Source organism: Gelidibacter gilvus (assembly GCF_004115975.1).
Taxonomy (GTDB): domain Bacteria; phylum Bacteroidota; class Bacteroidia; order Flavobacteriales; family Flavobacteriaceae; genus Gelidibacter; species Gelidibacter gilvus.
The window spans coordinates 1-22,406 of record NZ_SDDZ01000012.1 but is presented as its reverse complement, the minus strand read 5'-3'; the positions used below and the strand labels follow the sequence as shown (position 1 = coordinate 22,406).

17 protein-coding genes are annotated in these 22,406 nt (G+C 32.1%); 11 read left to right on the top strand and 6 right to left on the bottom strand.

The features are described from left to right. Window positions 1-68: 68 nt before the first annotated feature. The 6 genes from ESZ48_RS15375 to ESZ48_RS15350 all read right to left on the bottom strand — a co-directional run bounded on the left by ESZ48_RS15375 (window position 69) and on the right by ESZ48_RS15350 (window position 8,606). Window positions 69-3,800 (bottom strand): CHAT domain-containing protein, encoded by a 3,732-nt coding sequence (locus tag ESZ48_RS15375; RefSeq protein WP_129018393.1) that lies wholly within the window; start codon window positions 3,798-3,800, stop codon window positions 69-71. Continuing rightward, complete coding sequence (locus ESZ48_RS15370; RefSeq protein WP_129018392.1) at window positions 3,779-4,918, bottom strand: tetratricopeptide repeat protein; 1,140 nt, start codon at window positions 4,916-4,918, stop codon at window positions 3,779-3,781. Before ESZ48_RS15370 ends, ESZ48_RS15375 begins: the two co-directional genes overlap by 22 nt. After that, entirely contained in the window at window positions 4,911-5,873 is a 963-nt protein-coding gene (locus ESZ48_RS15365; protein WP_129018391.1) for a hypothetical protein, read from the bottom strand. Before ESZ48_RS15365 ends, ESZ48_RS15370 begins: the two co-directional genes overlap by 8 nt. Further along, window positions 5,874-6,359: an RNA polymerase sigma factor gene (locus ESZ48_RS15360; protein WP_129018390.1), complete on the bottom strand. Its 486-nt coding sequence runs from the start codon at window positions 6,357-6,359 to the stop codon at window positions 5,874-5,876. Window positions 6,360-6,497: 138 nt separating this feature from the next. Beyond that, on the bottom strand, window positions 6,498-7,346 hold the full coding sequence (locus tag ESZ48_RS15355) for a hypothetical protein (protein WP_129018389.1): 849 nt from the start codon (window positions 7,344-7,346) through the stop codon (window positions 6,498-6,500). Between the two features lie 24 nt (window positions 7,347-7,370). Further along, a complete protein-coding gene (locus ESZ48_RS15350) occupies window positions 7,371-8,606 on the bottom strand; it encodes a hypothetical protein (protein WP_129018388.1) in 1,236 nt (411 codons plus the stop codon). Between the two features lie 1,151 nt (window positions 8,607-9,757). Here ESZ48_RS15350 and ESZ48_RS15340 point away from each other — a divergent pair. From ESZ48_RS15340 to ESZ48_RS15290, 11 genes are all read left to right on the top strand, one after another. Next, window positions 9,758-10,078: a DUF6730 family protein gene (locus ESZ48_RS15340; RefSeq protein ID WP_129018387.1), complete on the top strand. Its 321-nt coding sequence runs from the start codon at window positions 9,758-9,760 to the stop codon at window positions 10,076-10,078. Between the two features lie 60 nt (window positions 10,079-10,138). After that, complete coding sequence (locus ESZ48_RS15335) at window positions 10,139-10,894, top strand: metallophosphoesterase (RefSeq protein ID WP_129018386.1); 756 nt, start codon at window positions 10,139-10,141, stop codon at window positions 10,892-10,894. Between the two features lie 210 nt (window positions 10,895-11,104). Then, window positions 11,105-11,302, top strand: coding sequence for a helix-turn-helix domain-containing protein (locus tag ESZ48_RS15330; protein WP_129018385.1), 198 nt, complete (start codon window positions 11,105-11,107; stop codon window positions 11,300-11,302). 90 nt (window positions 11,303-11,392) lie between these two features. Further along, window positions 11,393-13,699, top strand: a complete 2,307-nt coding sequence (hsdR, locus tag ESZ48_RS15325; RefSeq protein WP_129018384.1) for an EcoAI/FtnUII family type I restriction enzme subunit R — start codon at window positions 11,393-11,395, stop codon at window positions 13,697-13,699. A 94-nt stretch (window positions 13,700-13,793) separates the two neighbouring features. Then, window positions 13,794-14,318, top strand: a complete 525-nt coding sequence (locus ESZ48_RS15320) for a hypothetical protein (protein ID WP_223266477.1) — start codon at window positions 13,794-13,796, stop codon at window positions 14,316-14,318. After that, window positions 14,308-14,997 carry a hypothetical protein gene (locus ESZ48_RS15315; RefSeq protein ID WP_129018383.1) on the top strand — a complete coding sequence of 230 codons (690 nt, stop codon included), beginning with the start codon at window positions 14,308-14,310 and terminating at the stop codon, window positions 14,995-14,997. Before ESZ48_RS15320 ends, ESZ48_RS15315 begins: the two co-directional genes overlap by 11 nt. Beyond that, complete coding sequence (locus ESZ48_RS15310; protein WP_129018382.1) at window positions 14,994-16,541, top strand: class I SAM-dependent DNA methyltransferase; 1,548 nt, start codon at window positions 14,994-14,996, stop codon at window positions 16,539-16,541. The genes ESZ48_RS15315 and ESZ48_RS15310 overlap by 4 nt, the downstream gene beginning before the upstream one ends. After that, window positions 16,534-17,736 (top strand): restriction endonuclease subunit S, encoded by a 1,203-nt coding sequence (locus ESZ48_RS15305; protein WP_129018381.1) that lies wholly within the window; start codon window positions 16,534-16,536, stop codon window positions 17,734-17,736. Before ESZ48_RS15310 ends, ESZ48_RS15305 begins: the two co-directional genes overlap by 8 nt. 108 nt (window positions 17,737-17,844) lie before the next feature. Beyond that, complete coding sequence (locus ESZ48_RS15300; protein WP_129018380.1) at window positions 17,845-19,026, top strand: SIR2 family protein; 1,182 nt, start codon at window positions 17,845-17,847, stop codon at window positions 19,024-19,026. Between the two features lie 5 nt (window positions 19,027-19,031). Then, window positions 19,032-20,930, top strand: a complete 1,899-nt coding sequence (locus tag ESZ48_RS15295; RefSeq protein WP_129018379.1) for an ATP-binding protein — start codon at window positions 19,032-19,034, stop codon at window positions 20,928-20,930. Between the two features lie 334 nt (window positions 20,931-21,264). Further along, window positions 21,265-22,296 (top strand): ATP-binding protein, encoded by a 1,032-nt coding sequence (locus ESZ48_RS15290; protein WP_129018378.1) that lies wholly within the window; start codon window positions 21,265-21,267, stop codon window positions 22,294-22,296. The last annotated feature ends 110 nt before the right edge of the window (window positions 22,297-22,406 follow it).

Genomic DNA, 22,406 nt, shown 5'->3' with positions numbered 1-22,406 from the left:
GCTTAATCTTGAAAAGGTAACCCTCAAAAAAAACGAAATAGCAATAAAATTTAAAATCTAACTGGAATTCATTCTAAAAGAACAAATGATGCCCAATAATATGGAGAATATTTTTCTTTCATGACCCTTTGAGTTTCTCTAAAAGCATCATTAATAGAAAAATTTTTATCTAAAAGAAATTCGTAGAAGTAATTAAAGAACTCTGCTGTTTCTTCATCTGGAACTTTCCATAAACTCATAATTAATTTGTGAGCTCCTGCAAGTTTAAAAGCTCTCTGTAATCCATTTATACCCTCTAGGTTTGAAACATCTCCTAGACCTGTATCACATGCGCTCAATACTATTAATTCTACACCGCTTAAATCCATAAATGAAATCTCTTCCGAAGTTAAAATTCCATCGCTATTGGGATCAACAAACACATTATTATTCCAGTTATCATTAGCTCCTGACAAAATTAAACCGGACCTTAATAAAGGATTTTTATGATTAGCAAAATAGTTTTCATTGTGATCATCACTATTATCGGGAAAAAAATAGCCATGCGTGGCAACATGAACAATATTGGTTTTTAAAGGATTAATTGTCATTTTTTTCAGCTTTGACTCTGTAACTTCATCATTGCTCAAAATAAAAGTATCAACATTATTTTTTAATGCAATTTTTGTAATATCATCAATTTCTTTTTTTGTACCTGGCAAATAACTCCATAAAGGAATGCCGGATTTTGCGATTGATTGAGCTAAATTAAGTCCTCTAGTAATTTCTGTATGATTTGTTGTTGGCGGCCTTTTTACTTTATCATAGTCAATATCTCCAATAAGTATTAGGTTATCAACTTTACGCTGAACTTCGTTTTTTAGTCCTGGAATATCACTCAAAGAGTTTATTACGTGGATTTTGAATTTTCTATTAAGTTTTTCTTCTAAAGAAAGCGAGAAAGCGCTAAAGTTTATAAGATTGGATTTTCCAGATGGGATTATATAAAAGGTATTTATTAAGTCCCCAGCGACTTTATTATTTTTAAAAATCTCATCATTTATGTAATCGAAAAATTTTGAATTAATATTACTGTCCTTCTCTAAACTGAAATGGTCATCAAGATTTATAAAAGTAGATGTAAGACTTAATTCTTTGACATTAAAATTTATATAAAAATTATCTTTTTCACTATTACTATACTTATATGAAAGCATATTAAAAACAATTTCGTTTTCGTTTATTGATTCATAAATATCTTGGAAACTTATGTTGCACAATCCTGCAAAATCAAATAACCCAGAACTTATGAGTTTAGTTCTAATTTGTCCGATTTCCTCTTCCAATTGTTCTGTCGGATTTTTGTTATACTCGTTTTCCAATTGCTCAAGCCTCATAGCGTCCTGATTTTTAAGAAACTTTAATTTCTGGATTTCCAAATTAATTTGGGCGTAATATTCTAATCTCCTTTTATACAGATTTGATATAATGACAGCATTACCTGCAAGTTTTGAGTTATAGAGGTCTCCATAATTTTGTGATAAAATAAATCTTAAAATATCATTATGAATAATTTTATCTGTCTTATTGTCGCTTGAACTAAAAAAAGCTTTTCGGCATATTTCATCTATAATTTTTTCAGAAAGAGGAAGCAAATACTTTAAATGGTTTTCTCTTTCATTGGTTCGTATAAACAAATCCGCAATTAGATATAACTCGTCAATATCTAATGAATCTATATTAGTTATTTTTTTTTCATATTCTTTAAGGTATTCCTTTGCTTTTTCTGTATTTCCAATAAGGTTGTAAAGGTTTATTATTTGAGAGTATAAGTGGCTAGTATTTATTTTCTCATATTTAATAGCGAGTTGATAAGCATTAATGGCTTCGGGATACTTTTGTAAACAACTATAAATATTACCTCTCGTAAAATCGAAATTGTATTGCTTCATCGCTTTCGCTTCTGGTGTAGTAATTTCTGTAAACTTTAAAATTATATTATCGTTTATAAATTCAAGTGCTTGACTACATTGATTGTTTTGAACAAGAATGTTTAAATAATTAATCAAAAAATCGATTCGTTCTAAATCATTTTTGAGATTAAATAAATCCATATATTTTGTAGATAGCTCTGTTGCCTTATTTAATCTACCTGTGGAACGCAAATGCTCCTGATAGTCCAAAAGAAAACTAAAAAAATATCTACTGGAGTCCTTGTCGTTTATCAACACATTTTCCTTACTAGCAATTTGCTCCAACAACCATTCATATTCAAAATTTAAATTAAGTAGCTGTTTCAATCCAAAATATGAGTTTCGTCTTATTCGAGATGTACGAAATAAAAATTCAGGATTTTCAACGAAATGTAGTACTTCCATTTGTTCAAGCGACTTTTCGTACAACTGATTATGATTTAAACACTCTAAATAACTATACTTGATTTCTTCACAAATCTCTGTGGTTGTACAATCTATTTTTTCCAATATGACAATCGCTTTTTCTAAAATCTCCAAACCTTTTCTATAATCAAGCGTATTTAGGTAAGCACCATACTTGTAATAAAGTATTTCCAAATATTCTTTAGAATGTTCTCCGTAGAGTTGCTTAATTATACTTTCTCTTTTTAATAATATTTTATCAGCTTCATCGTAATTGAACATTTTAAGCTTAACTATACTAGCATATGACCTCAATTCTTGTTCGTGTTCAATGGATATTTCACCAAATAAATATTTGGTAAGCTCTGCATTTTTAAATGCATAAAATTTTGCTCTCTCATAATTTTTATCAAATTCAAAATACATTTTGAGTTTATGAATAGTATAATAGAATCTATTCAGATTGAATTTAACCTTTTCGGGATAATCTTTACTAATTAAAACATCATTTATCTTTCCTTCGTATTTTATTACTCTATTAGAATCTTTTGTTATTATGCCTGCAACTACTAAATCGCCAAAAATTGAATAGATATTATGAAGTTCCAAAAAATCGGTGTTTTTTACAACAAGTAGTAGCTGTTCAGAAGCATGAATGAGTTTTTTTGCATTTATAATATCATTTATATTATAATCGAGAGAGGTGTAGTAATATAAAGTCAACCAATCTAATGCTTGAAACTTGGCATACTTATTATATCTAAAGTCATTTTCAGGAAGTTTGGTAATAGCTATAAATAACTTTTCAGCTTCTGATTTTTTATCAAGATAATTTAATGCTTTTCCATAAGATATATTTAGAGTATCTCTTATGGTTTTTTTAAACTCTATAAGTTTTACAGAGGTTTTTTTAGCAGTTGAAGAATCTAATAATTTATTATTAACAGAAACTCTTTCCATAAAAAAAATTTTATCGTAAGCTTCGGAAATAATAGATGTAAATGTTTTAGGAATATTTTTTATCTGAATTAACTTTAAATAAGCAGTTCTCGCTTTAGAATCTTCCTTTTGATCATAATAATAACTTGCTGTTAAATAAGTGGAATAAACTTCTATATCTTTTTTTGGTGCGACCAGTAAATTGTTTAATGAATCGGCTATGTTTAAGAATTCAGTAGGATTAAGCTTGTTAACATAATAAGAAAAGCCTTTAGCATTGTTATAAATGGCCAAAGATTGATTATCTAATAATTTATCAAGTTTGAGAATGCTGTCTATAGAGGCAGTCAGTTTTAATGACCCTGCCGCATCTTCGTTTACATTTTTAGTATAGAAATCAGATAATAGTTTGTGTAGATTGTATTTCTGTTCTTTATTTTGACTTTGCGTATTTGAATAGTTAAATAAGCTGAATAATAATATTATAACCCAAGCTCTTCCCATAATTTTTCTGCTTTTTGAGTTAAGTCCATATGGTAATAAGCTATTGCACTAATTCTTTTGGCTCGTTTTTGTTTTTGAATATTTTGTGGTAGTTCTTTTATTGTTCCTAAAGCAGCCTCAGGATTATTTAATAGGTCGTAAACACAAGCCAAATTGATAAAACTATTGTGATAGTTTGGGTCTAAAGCAATGCTTTTTTCAAATGCTTTTTGAGCATTTAAGAGAGACGTATTTATAATCTCTTGCGCTTCTGAAGTTGTGCCTCTTGTTTGTTTTTGAATTACCAATCTGCTCTGTTCTTCCACTTGTAATGGGTAAGAAAAACGCTCTGGCTTTAAATATGCGGCTCTACTGATTGGATAAAAGCTTAACGCCTTAAGCGTATAATAAGCTCCAATATTATTATAATTTTCTCTAGTAGGAAAGTGCCTGTTTATCGTTTCAAATTTTTCTATAGCTTCATCATATTTTCCGTTTTTTCCTGCTGTGATGCCCTGTTGAAAAACGACATAGAGTTGCGCAATCTTTTGTTGCGCCGTGCCACTTATGGCGACTCTTTCTGCTTTGGTTGGGTAGCCATCTACATTATTTTCTAATTTATAAAATTTGTAAATCTTATTTAGCAGTTCCTCATAAATGGAAAATGGATTATATCCTGCACTTGTTGCATAAAACAATCCTTTTAAATCGGCTTCAGTTTCAAGCGCGATTTTTTCTGATTTAGATAGGTTCTTTAGTTTGCTACTTAAATCTTTATTGTCATTTCGAATAGCAAAGGCGAAATCACTACAAAAGGTGTGGTCATTAAAATAATGCGCTAATTCATGGCTTAAAACTATTGCCATGGCATCAACAGCATATTCATTCAAAGACTTACAAATGTCAAAAAACTTGCGATCAACGACGATACGAGCATCAGGTTTAGCGTAATAAATTGCTGGAGTTGACATTTCGTTATCGCTAAAAACGAGTTGCGGAGCACTTTTTGGACTTCCATACGCCAGGACAATCTTATTGAAAATTTCTTTGACCTTTTCTTCGTCATCATTATTATTTGCTGAAAACATCAATTGAAATAGACAACATAGAAATATAACGACATAACCTGTTTTATTCATTTTCAAAAAGTATTTGATCCAAGTTCTCAATGAGTTGAGAGTCATTAATTTGTTGCAATTTTATAAACTTTTCAGAATCTGCTAATTTATAAAATTTGTTATCTATTGCAACATAGAATTTGTCCTTCTCAAATTCTATAAGTTCAATCTGGTCAGAGTTTTCTTTAAGTACTAACTGCAATGTTTTATGATGAAATGAATAACTATCAGCAATTAAATTTTTAGGAGTAGATTCTTCAGAAGAAATGGCTTTATTATAATCGACTATTTGAATAATAACAAATGATTTGTCTTTGTCATCCGTAAATCCAAGACCTCTATTTTTAATGACTTCTTTTTGAACCGTACTCACAAATTCAGTATTATCAAATATGGAATTATTCTTATAAAAAGTATTGTATCCTACTGTCAACATGATACCTAAAAAGCAAGCGGCTGCTAAATACTTTATAAATAAGAATGTCTTGTTGCCTTTTGGAACATTTGCTTTTTCGTTTTCTTCGTTCCATTTTTCAAACTCATTCCTTAAATCGTCACGTGACTTTTTTTTTAGTGCATTTTCTAAAATGTTGTCAGGAATTAGCACATCTGCATCCTCATTTTCTATCAAGCTATCAATGAACAACTCTCTACCCAAGACTGTTGTAGCTTTGGGAAGATGCTCAATAAATTTTTGATTTGCTTGATATATGGTGTTTGATTTGATTTTTTCGAAAATATCATTATCTATTTCCAATTCATTTTCAAGCTCTGCAATTTCCATAAAAAATAAATCCTGCCAATAAAGTATTTGTTCTTCGGTTTCATTCTGATTTAAAAGTTGTTTCACGCTTAAATCGTTAGCAACATTTGAAGACTCTATAAATACTGTGGTAATTATGTTCCAATCGTAATTTGCCTCATGGCCAAATGTCAGAAGATAGGTGTTTTTTGTTATGTCTGTTAGTGTTGTCATTTATAATTGTACAAGTTGTAAAGCAATCTCTTTTAGTCTTTTCTGGCATTTGGCTTTTTGGTTTTTTGCGTTTGCCGGATTTGAATATGAAAACTTTAATGCAATATCTTCCATCGACGCTTTCTGATACCAGAACATTGCAAGAATTTCAGGGCAATTGCCTCCCTTTTCTTTCATAATGGTAAACGCTTTTTGAATTGCTACTTCATAAGGGTTATCTGCGGTTGGCTCTTCAAGAACATCTGTAATTTGAGTTTCGTAATCCATGTTTTCTATATCTTGGTCTGTAGTTTTATAGAGCTTTTTCTCTTTTTTAAATTCATTGAGAGCTATATTTCTACAAACAGAATTAAGAAAGGTCTGTATAGATGAAGTCAAGTTAAAACTCGGGTCGTCTATTTTTTCATAGAGGACGATGACTGCATCATTAAAAATAGTGAACATCTTTGTGTCATCGATATTATTGGCTCCAAAACACTTAATCATAAACCCAAAACATTTAGGTTTGCATCTTAGATAAACGGTTTTGATTTGAGTTCTGTCGCTTCTTAATTCATTAAGTTCGTTGGCTTGCATCTATTATCTTAAACAAATTGGTTGATGAGTTAAAGATAACAGAATTTATTAATTCATTATGGAGTTCAATTCAGAAAGTATCTGGCTTTTAGTACTGTAATTAATAAACTTCGGATTGGAGTTTGTACTTTCTTTTATCCATTTATTCCAGAAAAACTTAAGCTTACTTATCTGCATCAAATCATTCGTGTTCTTGCTTTTGATTCCGGAAACAATCCAAGTGGCATCTACCTTCATTTGAATTGGGATGATACCATAATTTTTAGCTTCGGCATCTTCTTTCCAATTTTGCATAGTCAAGGAATTGATAAATTTTGTGCTTGTGAATTGGTTTTCATTTCTCAAAACATGGTCATTGTTTTCAAAGTCCAAATAACCATCAGTCATAATTATTACTGTGTTGTCATAATCTAAAGCCGTTAAGTGGTCTTTATTATCGCTCATGAAAGCCCATAAGTCAACGCCTGCATAGTCAGAACCCTTTTTGCCATATTGCGCCTCCTGTTCCAATTTTTTAAGGATTGTAGGAAGTTCGGTTTCTAATTGATTAAGCCGGTTATTTTTATCTTTTATACTTATTTGGTCCAGTCGTAACTGTAGTGCATTTTCATAATAATTAACATTGAGAGGACTGTTTTTTTGAGGTATAATTTTTATAATAAACCGGTCTTTTGACGTGATTATTAAATTCTGTTTTGCTTTCTGTTTGAATTTAGCGAACATGACTTTTATTTGTTCTAAATCATAAGTCAGTTGATTGTCATTTAATACACGATCACTCAAATCAAGAATAATCGTGTAATTTATTGGGCTGCGTTTTAAAGTTTCGGCTTTTACAACATTGGAGCTAAAGCATAAGATTAAAGCAACGATTGAGGTAACTATTGAATTTTTCATTTTTACTATTTTTAGAATTATTAATTAGTTTAGTGATGGTAAAGTTTTGAAGTTGTCTTCCATAAATTGCTGGTAGACGTCGTTGCATTCCTTTTTTTGATTATCATAGTCCAACGAACCATTTAAAAATTGAATCCAACCTATGTAGAAACTATTTAAGCTTTGAGAAAGAATCTCTGGATTTATCATCGCTTCATTCAGTCTTTTGTTTAGAAGGTCTATTTTATTTTCCAGCATTATAATTTTTGATTCGAGATGAACGATATCCTCTTGATATTTATTTATTATAAGGTCGATCTCCTTGATTTTATCTTTCAATGCGTTTATGTTGCGTTGTGCTATCTTTCTAGGGTTTTTCTTTACTTTTTCTTCTATCATTAGCTGATAGACATAACCAAAAATCAAATAAGCCAAATATCCAAATGCCAAGACGAGATAGAAATTTTCACTTTTCCAGAATAGCCATTCGCCTTCAGCGATGCCAGATAATACCTTTATCTCATGAATCGAATTGTCAATTTTATAGGCTATTAATGCATCTACTACTAAAGTACCAATTAAGAAGAGTCCAATTTTTAAGCTTTTGTATGTTCCTTTAATAGTATGAGGAATGATCCCCAGTGCAAAAAATAGAAATGAACCTAAATACACCATGATAAGATTTGGCGAAGGATTCAAAATGCCTTTCATGTCAAAGATAGACCCGATAACCATTGCTAAATCATCGCCAGAAGTCTCAATCAATAAACCTGCACTTCTAAAAAAGGCCGAGTAAATTGCAGAGGCATAGAAGAACAATAAATAAAGAGACAGGAAAATTGTAAGACCTGTGTACAAATAATAATTCGTGCTTTGATAGCCAGTTTCCAGAATCTCATTGTCAAGGTCGTTTTGTACCTGCGTGATATTATTTGAGAGGTCAACTTGTTCCTGTTTTTTATTTGGAATTTGAACATCTTCAATCACTTTTCTATCGCCTTGAATCGTCTGTTTTTCTTCTTTTTTGGTCTCTATTTGAGATTCAATGTCTTTGCGTTTTTCGGTGCTTTCTTGCTCATTGTAATTCTCATCAACGACATAGCCATCTTTAATCCAACTCAAATGTGTTTTGAATGCAGTGGCATCTCCACTATTTAATCCAGACCTCTTATGTCCATAATCAGAAAAACTTTTGACAGTTGTGACCTTCTTTTGGTTTGTTGAAGCATTTGATTCATTAGATGTTTTTTTACTTTTGAAATTGTTTAGTAGCGTTTCCATTTTTAAACTGTTTTAGATTGTTTACAGTCGTTTATAGCGAAACCATTAAGAGGTAACCCAAGAATAAAAAATATTTTTTTAAAATTTGTCCGTAAGTCAATTGGAGCATTCTATTAGAAAGTGTTTTTAATTTCAAAAAATTATATCTTAACCATCAATTGATGACTGTTATGGAAGTGTCTTGATTGCTGTTTTGGCATATTTCATAGGATGAACCAATAAATTATGCATAATAAAATCTATATTTAGACCTTTAATGACTTCCTAACAAACCGGAATTACTTTTTTCTATATATGAATTTAGACACACAAAGCCTTCTACCCTTTAAGAATTTCATCAGGACGGTTGCAGATGATGTCTTCATCAACAAATACGTTGAAAACCAATATCAAGATGTAATTTTAACAATGACCGTTGAGACGATTGGATTTCGCGCTTGAAAATAGCAAGGATAAAGTTCTGAAATCGCACAACGAGTTTAAATTTAAAATGGATAATCTCGGTGGTTGTTAACAAGCAAATTGAACCGAAGCAACCATATTTCACCATTGGTGTAAAAATGGTCTCCCACATTTGGGCTTATGGACGGGTAAATGGTAATGCAAAAGGTAAATACATATCAAAAGTCCAAACGAGGATTAAATAGTCTTTAAAGTATTTGAATGACAACGAAAGTATTTTCCAATAGACAGACCAAAAATTAAAAGAATAAGGATTTTACTTTATGGCAAAAATCTAATTTACTCTCAATCCAATATTTCGATAGCATCATCCGAAACGGAATTATCAAACTCTTTGAGATAAGCCTGGGTAACAGTTAGGTTTTGATGTCCCATAGATTCGCGGATTATATCGGTAGCGACTCCTTTTTGTTTTAAGCAATTTGCAAGCTATGTATAGCAACATAACTGCTGATGGGTTTATTGATTTCACAGATTTTGGCAATCTCTTTTAATTCTTTGTTATAACGTTGAAGAGTCTCGTGTTTTCTGCTTTCCAATTGTGGTGGGGTCATATTGTTTTTCAAGTAACGTTGGGGTGACGCTTGCTGGCAACACGGTAGGATTGACACCCAAGTTAGCTTTAAAACTGACCAAGTTTATGATCAAGAAGACCATACAACAGGGATTATCCTATTAATAACACAATCATGACAAAACTTGAAGAATTCACCGCACTCATAGTCAATGAGACCATAGACTTTAAAAGCCCCGTGGAAAAGCTGGAGATAATAAATACCCAAATCAGGGAAACGAAGATCAAAATGGATCTCACGGAATATAAAGCTGCCATAGAAACCCATCAGCAACAAATGGAAGCTCATTTAAATTCGTTAGAGCGGTTTCAAGATCACTTTGATACTAAAGTAAAACAGGCTAAGATTTATCCTAATTGGGCGGTGGTGGTTTTTATCGCTAGTGTAATTTTAGGAATTGGGAGTTTGGTTTTGTTGTTAATGTATTATGTGTGAAAGAAGGTGTTTTTTATTCATAGCTAAAAAAACTACTTTTAAAACATGTAAGTTAGCATCATGAAAATTCAAATCTGCTCAGACCTACACTTAGAATTCCCTCAAAATCGCGAATGGTTACAAGCAAACCCTCTAATTCCTAAAGCAGAAACCCTCATTATTGCAGGAGACACTTACTATTTAGATAGAGATTTTTCAAAATTAGATTTCATAAATAAGGTTTCTAATGATTTTAAACACGTTTATCTAATTCCTGGTAATCATGAGTATTATGGAGGATATGATGTTTCAACTGCATTGTTATCTAAGCAAATTGATATTAAAAATAATGTGCATTTAATAAACAATAAGTCCGTTCAAATAGAAGATGTCAATCTAATTTTTTCAACACTTTGGTCTAAAATTGAGAACAATGCTAATGAAATAAAAATAGGAATGAACGATTTTAGATTAATCAAGTTCAAAGAGGAGCAATTTACAATCAATCACTATAATACTATTCACGACAAAGCTTTTAATTTCTTATCTAAAGAAATTAAAAAAGATGGCAAAAAAGTTGTTATTACACATCATTTACCTAGTGAGGAGTGTAACGTTAACGAGTTTAAAGGTAGTCTTCTTAATGAAGCCTTTTGTGTTGATAAAACGGATTTCATTTTAAATAGTGATATTGATTATTGGATTTATGGTCACTCGCATAGAAACATAACCGATTTTAAAATTGGAAATACTAAAATGGTAACTAATCAATTAGGTTATATTGGTTTGAATGAACATCAATTATTCAATTATGAAAAAGTTATTGAAATAAGCTAGTTGTTCAAAAAATATCATAGTAAAATATTGAGATAACTACCTCTTAATGGTACTCTTCTCAAATTACTACTTTCAATTAGATTATAAAACGACTGCTAAATGCGGTATTTTTATCAAATAAACACTTTTTAAATTGTCTGAAAACATAACGAAATACGATGTATTGCTACCCTATTTATCCTATATTTATAACATTAAACAAAATTTACGATGAACCGGATTAAAGAAGTTCTGGAAGAGAAAGGAATAAAGCAAGTTTGGCTTGCTCGGCAGTTGGGTAAAAGTTTTAATACCGTAAATGGTTATGTTCAGAATAGAGCACAACCTAGCTTGGAGGTTTTGTTTAAAATTGCGATTATTTTAAATGTTGAGCCAAAGGATCTCTTACTAACTATTAAAGAAATTTAGAGTGTTTGGGAGTTACAAGGCTAACTTCATAATAAATAGAATTATTGGAATAGAAATGTTTCCAAAAGTTTTTAAGTTAAACCTGATTGCATGGGGAATATTTTATCTGAATCAGATACTAGGGCGAATTATATCGACCCTAAATTGGTTGATAGCCAGTGGGAACCAATTCATATTGTTAGAGAATACTATTTTACGGATGGTCGAAAACTACTTGGCAACAAGCGAGGCAAGAGGCTGTTCATAGATTATTTATTAAAATACAACAACGCCAACTTAGCCATTGTCGAAGCTAAGAAATTAGATGATCATCCTACTAAAGGACTTCAACAAGCATTGGAATATGCAGAGAAACTCGATATAAACTTTGTTTATGCAACTAATGGCGTACGAATTTATGAGTTTGATAGGCGCACAGGGAAGGGAGATTATATTGATAATTTTCCAACGCCAAAAGAATTGTACGACAGACTTTTTGGGAAGACCAATCAATTAAAAGAACAGTTACATAACATCCATTTTTTACTCACAGGAAATTTTGGTCCTCGATATTATCAGGAAATTGCCGTCAATAAAACGATGGAAAGTATCGCTGATGGTCAGGATCGTATTCTTTTAACTTTAGCTACTGGTACTGGAAAAACTTTTATTGCTTTTCAAATAGTGCATAAACTATTGCAGGCCAAATGGAATTTAGATGGAAATGATAGACGTCCAAGGATTCTGTTTTTAGCAGATAGAAACGTTTTGGCAGACCAAGCAATCAATACGTTTAATCCTTATGAGAATGATGTTATAAAGATTGATGGAGAAGAAGTGCGCAAACGCAACGGCGTTGTTCCTACCAATGCCTATATCTTTTTTGCCATATATCAAGCCATTGCCGATCGGGAGGATATTGGCGGTTATTATTCGAAATACCCAAGCGACTTTTTTGATTTGGTGATTATTGATGAGTGCCACCGCGGAAGTGCGAACGAAGAAGGGTCGTGGCGCGCCATATTGGATCATTTCAGTCCTGCCATTCATTTGGGAATGACAGCGACACCAAAACGAGATGATAATGTGGATACCTACCAGTATTTTGGGAAACCTATTTATGAATATTCTCTAAAAGAAGGGATTCAAGATGGGTTTTTAACGCCATACAAAGTAAAACGAGTGACCACCAATATCGATGAGTACATTCATACCAACGACAGTCGCATTATTCAGGGCGAAGTGACCAAAGATCGGTATGAGATCAAGGATTATAATAAAAGTATTACCATCAATCAGCGAACAGATCTTGAAGCAAGAACGATTTTAGAACACATTGGCAAAATGGATAAAACCATCGTGTTTTGTGCCAATCAAGACCATGCCCTTGATTTAAGGGATTATATTAATAAGCATAAAACTGTTTCCGATCCTAATTACTGTGTGCGTGTAACCAGTGACGAAGGAAAACACGGTAGAGAATTGTTGGAAATGTTTCAAGACAATGATAGAGACATTCCAGTGATTTTAACCTCTTCAAAAATGTTGACTACAGGAGTGGACGCTCGAAATGTGCGAAATATCGTGCTGACTGCGCCAATTGGCTCTATGGTAGAATTCAAACAAATTATTGGTCGTGGCACTCGTGTTTTTGATGGCAAAGACTTTTTTACGATTATAGATTTTGTAGGAGCCACCAATTTGTTTTACGACACCGCATGGGATGGCGAAGCAGAAGAAATAGAAGAAGGTGGAACAGGAGGAGAGCCAAAACCAAAAGAACCGAAAGAACCCAAAGTTGACGATCCTCGTGAGCCTTACGAACGAAAAGAAAAATTGATTGTCGAGTTGTCCAACGGACGTAGATTGAAAGTCACAGACGTGGACACACGCTATATAGATGAAAACGGAAGACCTTTGACGGCACGTGAATTTCTCGAAAAATTGATAGGGGAATTGCCTGGTATTTATACAGATGTCGAACAATTACGTTCCATTTGGGCAAATCCAGATTCCCGATCCGATTTATTGATAAAATTGGCTGACTTAGGTTTTGATAGAGAGCAGCTCAACGATTTACGAAATATGATTGCCACGCCCGATTGTGATATTTTTGATGTGTTGGCACATATATCCTTTTCATCGGAATTGATGACACGAAAACAACGTGTGGAATTTGTAAAAGGAGATCCGCAGGTTTTTGAAGTCTATAAAAACCTTAAAGCCAAAGAGTTTTTGGAATTCATTCTGAAGCATTACGAGAAGTTCGGCATTGAAGAATTACGGCGTGATAAATTGGGAGATTTGGTAACCCTAAAATTAGGAACTCCAAAAGACGCTAAAAACGCTTTTGGTAATATGGATGTCCTTTTGGGAGCTTATTATAAACTCCAGCAGCAAATATATCAAGTGTCTTAACACGACTAATCGCATATCGCGATATGCGATATATAGCGGCAAATTCTTATTTATATTGAAAATATGATTAATATTGCATATCGGAATACGCAATATGATGAAAAATAATAACACAATAAAGCCTCAGGACATCTTGATCCTTTTAAAAATTTGTACGTTGGGAGAGCAAGATTGGTTTCAACATGACCTGTCTGAAGCCTTGGGTATCAGTCAATCTGAAATATCAGAATGTTTATCACGCTCAAAATACTCTGGATTAATAGATGCCAACCGTAAAAAAGTGAACGTACTAAGTCTGTTGGAATTTATACAATACGGTATCAAATATGTTTTTCCACAGCAACCCGGTGCTATTGTAAGAGGAGTTGCAACTGCACATTCTGCGCCACCATTAGATCAGGAAATCATAAGCGACCAAAATTACGTATGGCCTTATGCAAGAGGTAATATGCGTGGTCAGGCGATACAGCCACTTTATAGAACAATTCCGAAAGCTGTTTTGAACGATAAAAAATTACATGAAGTATTAGCGCTTGTTGACGCCATTAGAGTTGGTAAAGTACGTGAACAGCATTTAGCAATATCCCTATTAAAAGAACGCCTTCAATATGCGGAATAATACGCTTATAAATTTAAAAATTGTTGCCGAAGTGGCGCATGCTTTGGGTGATCTTAACGCAGAAGTCGTGTATATTGGCGGTGCCATCATAAGTATTTATGCTACTGATGCAGCTGCAGAGCCACCGAGAGTAACCACGGATGTTGATGTATGTGTGCAAGTATCGAGTCTTGGACAAATGGAAGCATTAAGAGAGCGGCTACAGCAAAAAAGTATTTATCCTGATCCCGAAGGAACACATTTATACCGCTATATCTACCAGGGGATTCTTATTGATTTTATTCCGTTTGAAGCAACGCCACTTGGACCTACCAATCCTTGGTTGAAGCCTGGTTTTGCAAAAGCTTTCCAAACGCGTATTGATGATGTGGAAATTTCTGTGCTTCCTGTATCACTTTTCCTTGCCACAAAATGGGAAGCATTTAAAAACAGAGGTACTGATCCAAGATGGAGTCACGATTTTGAAGATATCATTTATGTATTGGACACTAATTTAGAATTATTAGATGAAGTTAATGTGGCGAGTTCCGAAGTGAAAAATGTATTAAAATTAATGAGCATCTTTATTCTTGAGCATCCTAATAGCCAAGAAATAATAGAATGTCATATTAATCAAATGACAGCGCATGAACGCGCTGCAATTATAAAAGCAACCTTACAAAGCATTACGCAGTTATGAGCATACAAAACAACATCAATAGAATTACCGATATCCTGCGTCGTGATGACGGGATTTCGGGAGCGATGCACTATACCGAGCAGATTTCTTGGATTCTATTCCTTAAATTTCTAAACGATTACGAAAACAACAAAGCAGATGAAGCTTATTTAGAAAGTAAAACCTATAATTACGTTTTGCGTGAAGATTTACGTTGGCCACATTGGGCGTGTCCTAAAGATGAAGAGGGAAAACTGGATGTCAAACAAGCGTTGACGGGTGATGATTTGATAGACTTTGTCAACGATACCTTGTTTCCGTATTTGAAAGCATTTAAAACCACCACCAACGACCCGAAATCCTTAACCTATAAGATTGGTGCTATTTTTGAATATTTGGATAATCGCATCGCGAGTGGTCACACATTACGTGAGGTTTTAGATATCATTGATGCTTTAGATTTCCAGAGTAGTGATGAGTTATTTGAATTGTCGAAAGTCTATGAAGACCTACTAAAAGGCATGGGAAGTGATGGTGGAAACTCGGGGGAGTTTTATACGCCACGAGCAATTATCAAAGCCATGGTGGAAACCACCGACATCAAAGTAGGCGATACCATTTATGATGGAGCCGTAGGTTCGGGTGGATTCTTGGTGGAAGCCTTTGACTATTTAACCCAAGATGGAAAGAAACAGAAATTGTCCGCTTCCGATTGGGATACTATTCAGAACAAAACTTTCTTTGGTCAAGAAAAAACATCCTTGGGCTATGTCATGGGGATGATGAATATGATACTTCATGGTATAGAAAGTCCAAACGTATTCAAAGGAAATACCTTGACCCAGAACATTCGTGATTTTCAAGAGAAAGACCGACATAATGTGATCTTGGCAAATCCACCGTTTGGGGGAAAGGAAAAGAAGCAAATTCAACAAAATTTTCCTGTAGAAAGCAATGCGACAGAGATTTTGTTTTTACAGCATTTTATGAAAATGTTGAAGTTGGAAGGACGCGCGTCAATTATTGTTCCTGAAGGAGTTTTGTTTCAAACCAACAATGCCTTTACCAAAGTGAAACAAACCTTATTGGAAAGCTATAATGTACACACGATTGTAAGTTTACCAGCTGGTGTTTTCTTGCCGTACAGTGCCGTGAAAACCAATATTCTGTATTTTGACAGAAAAGGTGCCACCAATGATATTTGGTATTACGATGTCACACCACCCTATAAACTGACCAAAAACAAACCGATATTGTATGAACATTTTAAAGAATTTGTGCATTTATTTCACCACCCAAAAGAACGCAATCATACCAATGCTAAAATAGAAACGTCATTGCGAGGAGGAACGACGAAGCAATCTGTCAAAACAGAAGACAAAATGTGCAATAACTGGACCGTAAACATTGCCGACATAAAAGACTACGACCTAAGCGCCAAAAACCCACATAAAGTAGTGAATGTGGTTCATTTAAGTCCGAAGGAATTGTTGACGGCGATTAAGAAAAATGACATGGAGATATCGAATTTAATGAACCAAATTGAAAGCTTGATTGATGGGTAGGTGGAAGAAAGTAACAGTTGAAGATATTGCCAAAAAGATTCAATATGGTTATACTGGGAAAACTATTAAAAAAGGTCATTATAAATACTTAAGAATTACAGATATTCAAAATCAAAGTGTTGATTGGAGTACTGTACCAATGAGTGATGTGTCTTCGGAAAAGGATATAGAAAAGTACAAATTAGAAATAAATGATATTCTTTTTGCTCGAACAGGAGCAACTGTCGGAAAATCATTTTTAATCGAAGATTATGAACCTTCTATATTCGCTTCCTATTTGATTAGGGTTCAGCCACAAGAGATTGTATTTCCGAAATATTTATATTTATATTTTCAATCAGAATCATATTGGAAACAAATTAGAGCCCATGAAGTCGGAGCGGCACAACCTAATGTAAATGGCAAAAAATTAGGGAAGATTAAATTCCCCCTTCCCCCTTTACCTGAGCAAAAACGCATTGTCACAAAATTAGATGCTTTGTTTGCTGATATAGACAAGGCGATTGGTTTGTTGGAAGAAAACCTAGCGCATACCCAGGCTTTGATGGGAAGTGTGTTGGATGAGGAGTTTGGGAAGTTGGAAAAGGTTTCTTCAAAAAAGGAAAAATTAAAAAACTTAACTACCAAAATTGGTAGTGGCTCTACCCCAAGAGGAGGTCAAAGTTCTTATAAACAAAGTGGCATTAGTTTAATACGAAGTATGAATGTTCACGATTGTTTTTTCAAGGATAAAAATTTAGCTTTTATTGATGATGAACAAGCAGACAAATTGAAAAATGTAGAAATTCAAGAAAATGATGTGTTATTAAACATTACCGGAGCGTCAGTAGCAAGATGTTGCATTGTAGATTCAAGCTATTTACCTGCAAGAGTTAATCAGCACGTTAGTATTATAAGAACGGATGAAAATATTTTTCCTGAGTTTATACTTTATTTCTTAATTAGTCCTAAAATGAAGTCTAAACTTTTATATGATTCAGCTGGAAATGCCACCAGAGAAGCCATTACAAAGTCAATGATAGAATCTATTGAAGTACCTATTGTATCTTTAGAAATCCAACAACGTTTAATTGATAAAATCAAAGAATCATTTCGATTATGTGATGAATTAACCAAAACCGAAACCCAAAAGCTGACCCATTTAAGATCTTTAAAGAGCAGTTTGTTGGATAAGGCTTTTAAGGGAGAGTTGTAAAGTGAATAAAATTGAAATTAATTAGAACTGGTAAATATAAATGATTTAGATATAGACGATTTGCATCATAAGCGTCTATATCAATAAATTACCCAATAACTTGAATATATGAATATAGATAAAATCGAAACTGAGTTTAAAAAAGTTATTGAAAGTTCGCATTTTAATTTTTTAATTGGCTCAGGAGCATCGCGTCCGTTTTTAGATACCTTGAATGATTTAGAGATAAATATAACTATTATAAACGAATCTAATGAAGGTAAGATAATTGAAAACAGAGACTTATTAAAAGCGAGTGTTTTTCTTGAGTACTTAAATAAATGTCTATTCGGTAATTTGTTTTTTAACGATGAAGATAATTGTAATTATATTAAGAGTTGCGCAGAAGCAGAAGATGGGAAGGCTGATGAATTTAAAAATGTGAAGAAATCGTATAATGATTTTGTTTTCAATATTAACGAATTACTCAATAAGCGAGATATTCAGCTATTAAGTAAACAGGTAAATATATTTACAACCAACGTAGATGTGTTTTTGGAAGAGTCTTTAGAGTTCAATAAGTGCAGTTTCAATGATGGTTTTGGAGGAAGAAAACAATTAGTTTTTGATACGGTTAACTTTCATAATACAACTCATAAGCTGAGTACGCATTATGAATATAAATCTGAAGTACCATTAATAAATTTATTCAAGATTCACGGTAGTTTAAATTGGATAAAATCAACAATAAAGTCTGATAGTGAATATAATATCACTGCTGATTATTTCATTAAAAAACTTACAGAACTATATGAGTTAACTCAGACAAACATAGCTGACTTTATAAACTATAAAACTCTGTCTAATAGTATAAATAAGAATGATTTTTCATTTTTAGAATCTCATAAATCTAAAAAAGAAACGATTAAAAGGTTTTTAGAATTATATGATCAAATAGTAATGATTAATCCTACAAAGCAAAAGTTTGAGGATACAACTAGAAACCTGCATTACTATGAAATGCTTCGAATATATGCCAACCATTTAGAAAGGGAAAATTCGGTTCTTTTCGTTCTAGGCTTCTCTTTTGCAGATGAGCATATTCAGAAAATCACACAACGAGTAGCGAGTTCAAATCCAACATTAATAATTTATATCCTATGTTCTTCTGCGCAAAAAGAAGAGTTTGGAAAAAAGTTTAAAGGCTTTAACAATGTAAAGTACTTACATCCTGAAGAAGGTTACTTCACAATAGAAAAATTGAATGCTTATTTTTCAAATATTCTTTCATCAATTCCATCAAACAAATAATTGTTATGCAAGAAGCTGTCCTAAGAGTTGGTGTTATAATCAGTGTAAAAGGTAGAACGGTGGAAGTTGTTGTAGATAAATCTAAAAATCTTCCCCATCTATTGTATAATGGAGAATTAATAAGAAACGTTTCTGTAGGTAGTTATATTAAGATTAATAAAGGGTTTGAACGTATTATTGGTATAATTGAGTCTGAGTTTATTACAGAAGATAAATCAGTTAATTTAAAGAAAGAATATAAACAAGAGAAGGAAAAAATTAAACGTGTATTACAAATTAAAACTCTTGGGTTTTTAGAAGGGAAGGAGTTTAATCAAGGTATAAAAGAATTGCCCTTAATTGACAACAAATGCTACATATTAACTAAAGAGGAGTATGATACAGTTCATAATTTTATAAAAGAAGGAGATACGCCTATAAAAATCGGTGTTTTATCATCAGAAACGTCGAAAGATATTGAAATTGGAGTAAATAGTTTATTTGCCAGTCATATAGGGATTTTTGGGAATACTGGAAGTGGAAAATCTTATTCTTTAGCTAGTTTATATAATTCACTTTTTAAGGAGTTTGGAGAAAACTCTGGATTTAAAAGAAACGCCAAATTTTTGCTGATAGATTTTAATGGGGAGTATTCGGGATTAAACTCTATTACCGAAAAAAAGAAAGTATATAAATTAACCACGAGAAAAAAAATTGAAGAAATAACTGATGATGAAAAATTACCATTAAATGAATCTGCGATTATAGACTTAGAAGTGATATCTATTCTTTCAGAGGCTACTGAAAAGACTCAAAAACCATTTATCAAACGAGCGATTGAACTATATAATTTAACCTTGAGTAAGGGTAGACCACAATCTTATTTTATAGGAATTCTAAAAAATAAATTTGTATCGATTTTACAATCTAAAAATAAAGAAAGGGCGTTCGAGTTATTAGATTTCTTTAATAATATTATTGAAAGACATAGTGTTGGTTTTAAAGTTGAATTATTAAACTTGATCGAATGGCATGATAACAAGTCATGCTTTAAACCAAAAAGAGGTAGTACATATAGTTTTGATGAATTGGAAGACATTGAGAGTCTATCTTCATATGATGCCATTGAGGAATATGAGTTTTTAGATAATAAATTAGAACTATTGATTGATTTCTTGTATGTACAAATCATTGAAGATCTATTAGTTAATAGAGCAAGAAATGAGCATATTTCTCCAGCAATAAATAAATTAAAGAGTAAAACTAAGGATTTATTTAAGGTAATAAATTTTAATTCAGGAACATCTGATATTTTTGATGGTGAAAATTTAGTAGTTGTTGATTTAAATGAAGTCAAAGTTGATATACGAAAAACTATTCCTTTATTAGTAGCACATAAAACCTACCAGAAACAGAAAATAGCATTTAGGGAATCACGATCATCTTCGCTAAACATTATTATTGATGAAGCTCATAATATTTTGTCTTATACTTCAAGCAGAGAAAGCGAGTCGTGGAAAGATTATCGCCTAGAAGTTTTTGAGGAAATTATAAAAGAGGGTAGAAAATTTGGTACATTCTTAACCGTTGCAAGTCAGAGGCCGTCGGATATTTCTACTACCATTATTTCCCAATTGCATAATTATTTTTTACATAGGTTGATCAATAATAAAGATATCGAAGCTATCGAAAAAACTGTTTCATATCTAGATAATGTATCTTTTGAATCACTTCCAATTTTACCAACAGGAACCTGTGTTCTGGCGGGCTTATCAGCAAAACTACCAGTTGTTGTCAAAATGAATAAGTTGGACCCTAAATATGAGCCTAATAGCCAGACTATTAAGTTAACTGATTCTTGGACTCTTGATCATGGAGATGTAATAGCAAAAGAAGAGGATGAAGATTATGATTTACCATTTTAGAAATAAGTATAATTTATCATGACTGAGAACAAACATATAGAATAAAACAACAAGTAACGCCAGAGTTAGAAAAGGAGGTGGTCGCATTTTTTAAATTCTAATGAAGGCGGAATTATTTATATAGAGATTTTATTCTTTATTATTAAAAAACCGAAAATGGAATTGTAGGCTTCCCCAAAAGTCTACAATATGCAAAAGGAGATACTCACATTTGTAGAATTCTTGTATATGCAAGAAACACCAATATAAAAAAAATACTCAAATAAAATTTGTAATCAATTTGCGGAAAATGGTCAATACTTTTTGAGAGATTTATATGAAACATATAATTAAAATGGAACTAAAATATATTTGGATTGAAGATTATAAAAACCTTAAAAAAATAGGTTTCAATTTTAATCATAATGGAAAAGATGAATTTGAATTTAAAGATGGGAAATTAAATATTTTTAACTCCAATGATATTATTCCTAAAGGCTTTTTTGGAGATAGTATTCTTGGTGTAACAGGCATAGTTGGTAAAAATGGATCAGGAAAAACAAATCTTGCAGAGTTCATTAATTATAATTTGGCTCACGTTACTAATTCATCGGTATCTTTTTTTGGTGAAAATAATATAGGCATCATAATACTTGGTAAATGGATTTTTATACATAAATCTATTACTATTGAAAATCTACAAGAACTCAAGAATCAAGGTTATGAAGAGAATTATTACGAGAAAGCGCCATTAGATAAGGGCAGAGGTAATTTAAGGTTTGATAGTATGGAAAAAAATAGATATATCTATTATAATCCTTCTTTTGATTTCCGAATGATTAATGTAAGAAGTAATCTTTCAAATATATCTACAAGCTATCTGGCGTTCAATGATTTATATCATAATTTAAAACATTATTATGGAATCGATAAAAAAGAGAACAAAACAGATTCTTTGTCAGCTCATTATAAAAATGAAAAAATTCGTGAATCAAATTTCATCATTAATTATAGTGATGAATTAAAAAGATTAATAGGGCGAATACCTACCGAAATGTATTTGTCTATCGATAACACAGAGAATAACCAATTATTGAATTTTAGATATATATCTGAAGAGGAATTAAAAAATGATCCTAAAAAACAAATAAAATATCAAAATCAAAGAGATCTTTCCGATTTAGAGAATGAAATAGTAAGCGTTGATAATATTTTTCCATATAAAGTTTCAGAACCAATAATAACTGGCTATGATATTTATGAAATTCCTATATCTTATAAGAAGATTCAATTTAAACGTTTGTTTTTTGTACAACTATTTAAAATTCTGTTGTTTGATAATGAATTTCCCAATGGTGAATTCAGAGAATTGGAATGTCTAGTTTAGCTGGGACGACTTTTTACGGTCATAAATTATATATTTGAATTATGGCAAAAAAATACAACAATGAATTAAAGCTTACAATAGTAGAGCTATTGCAATCAGGAATGAAAGCA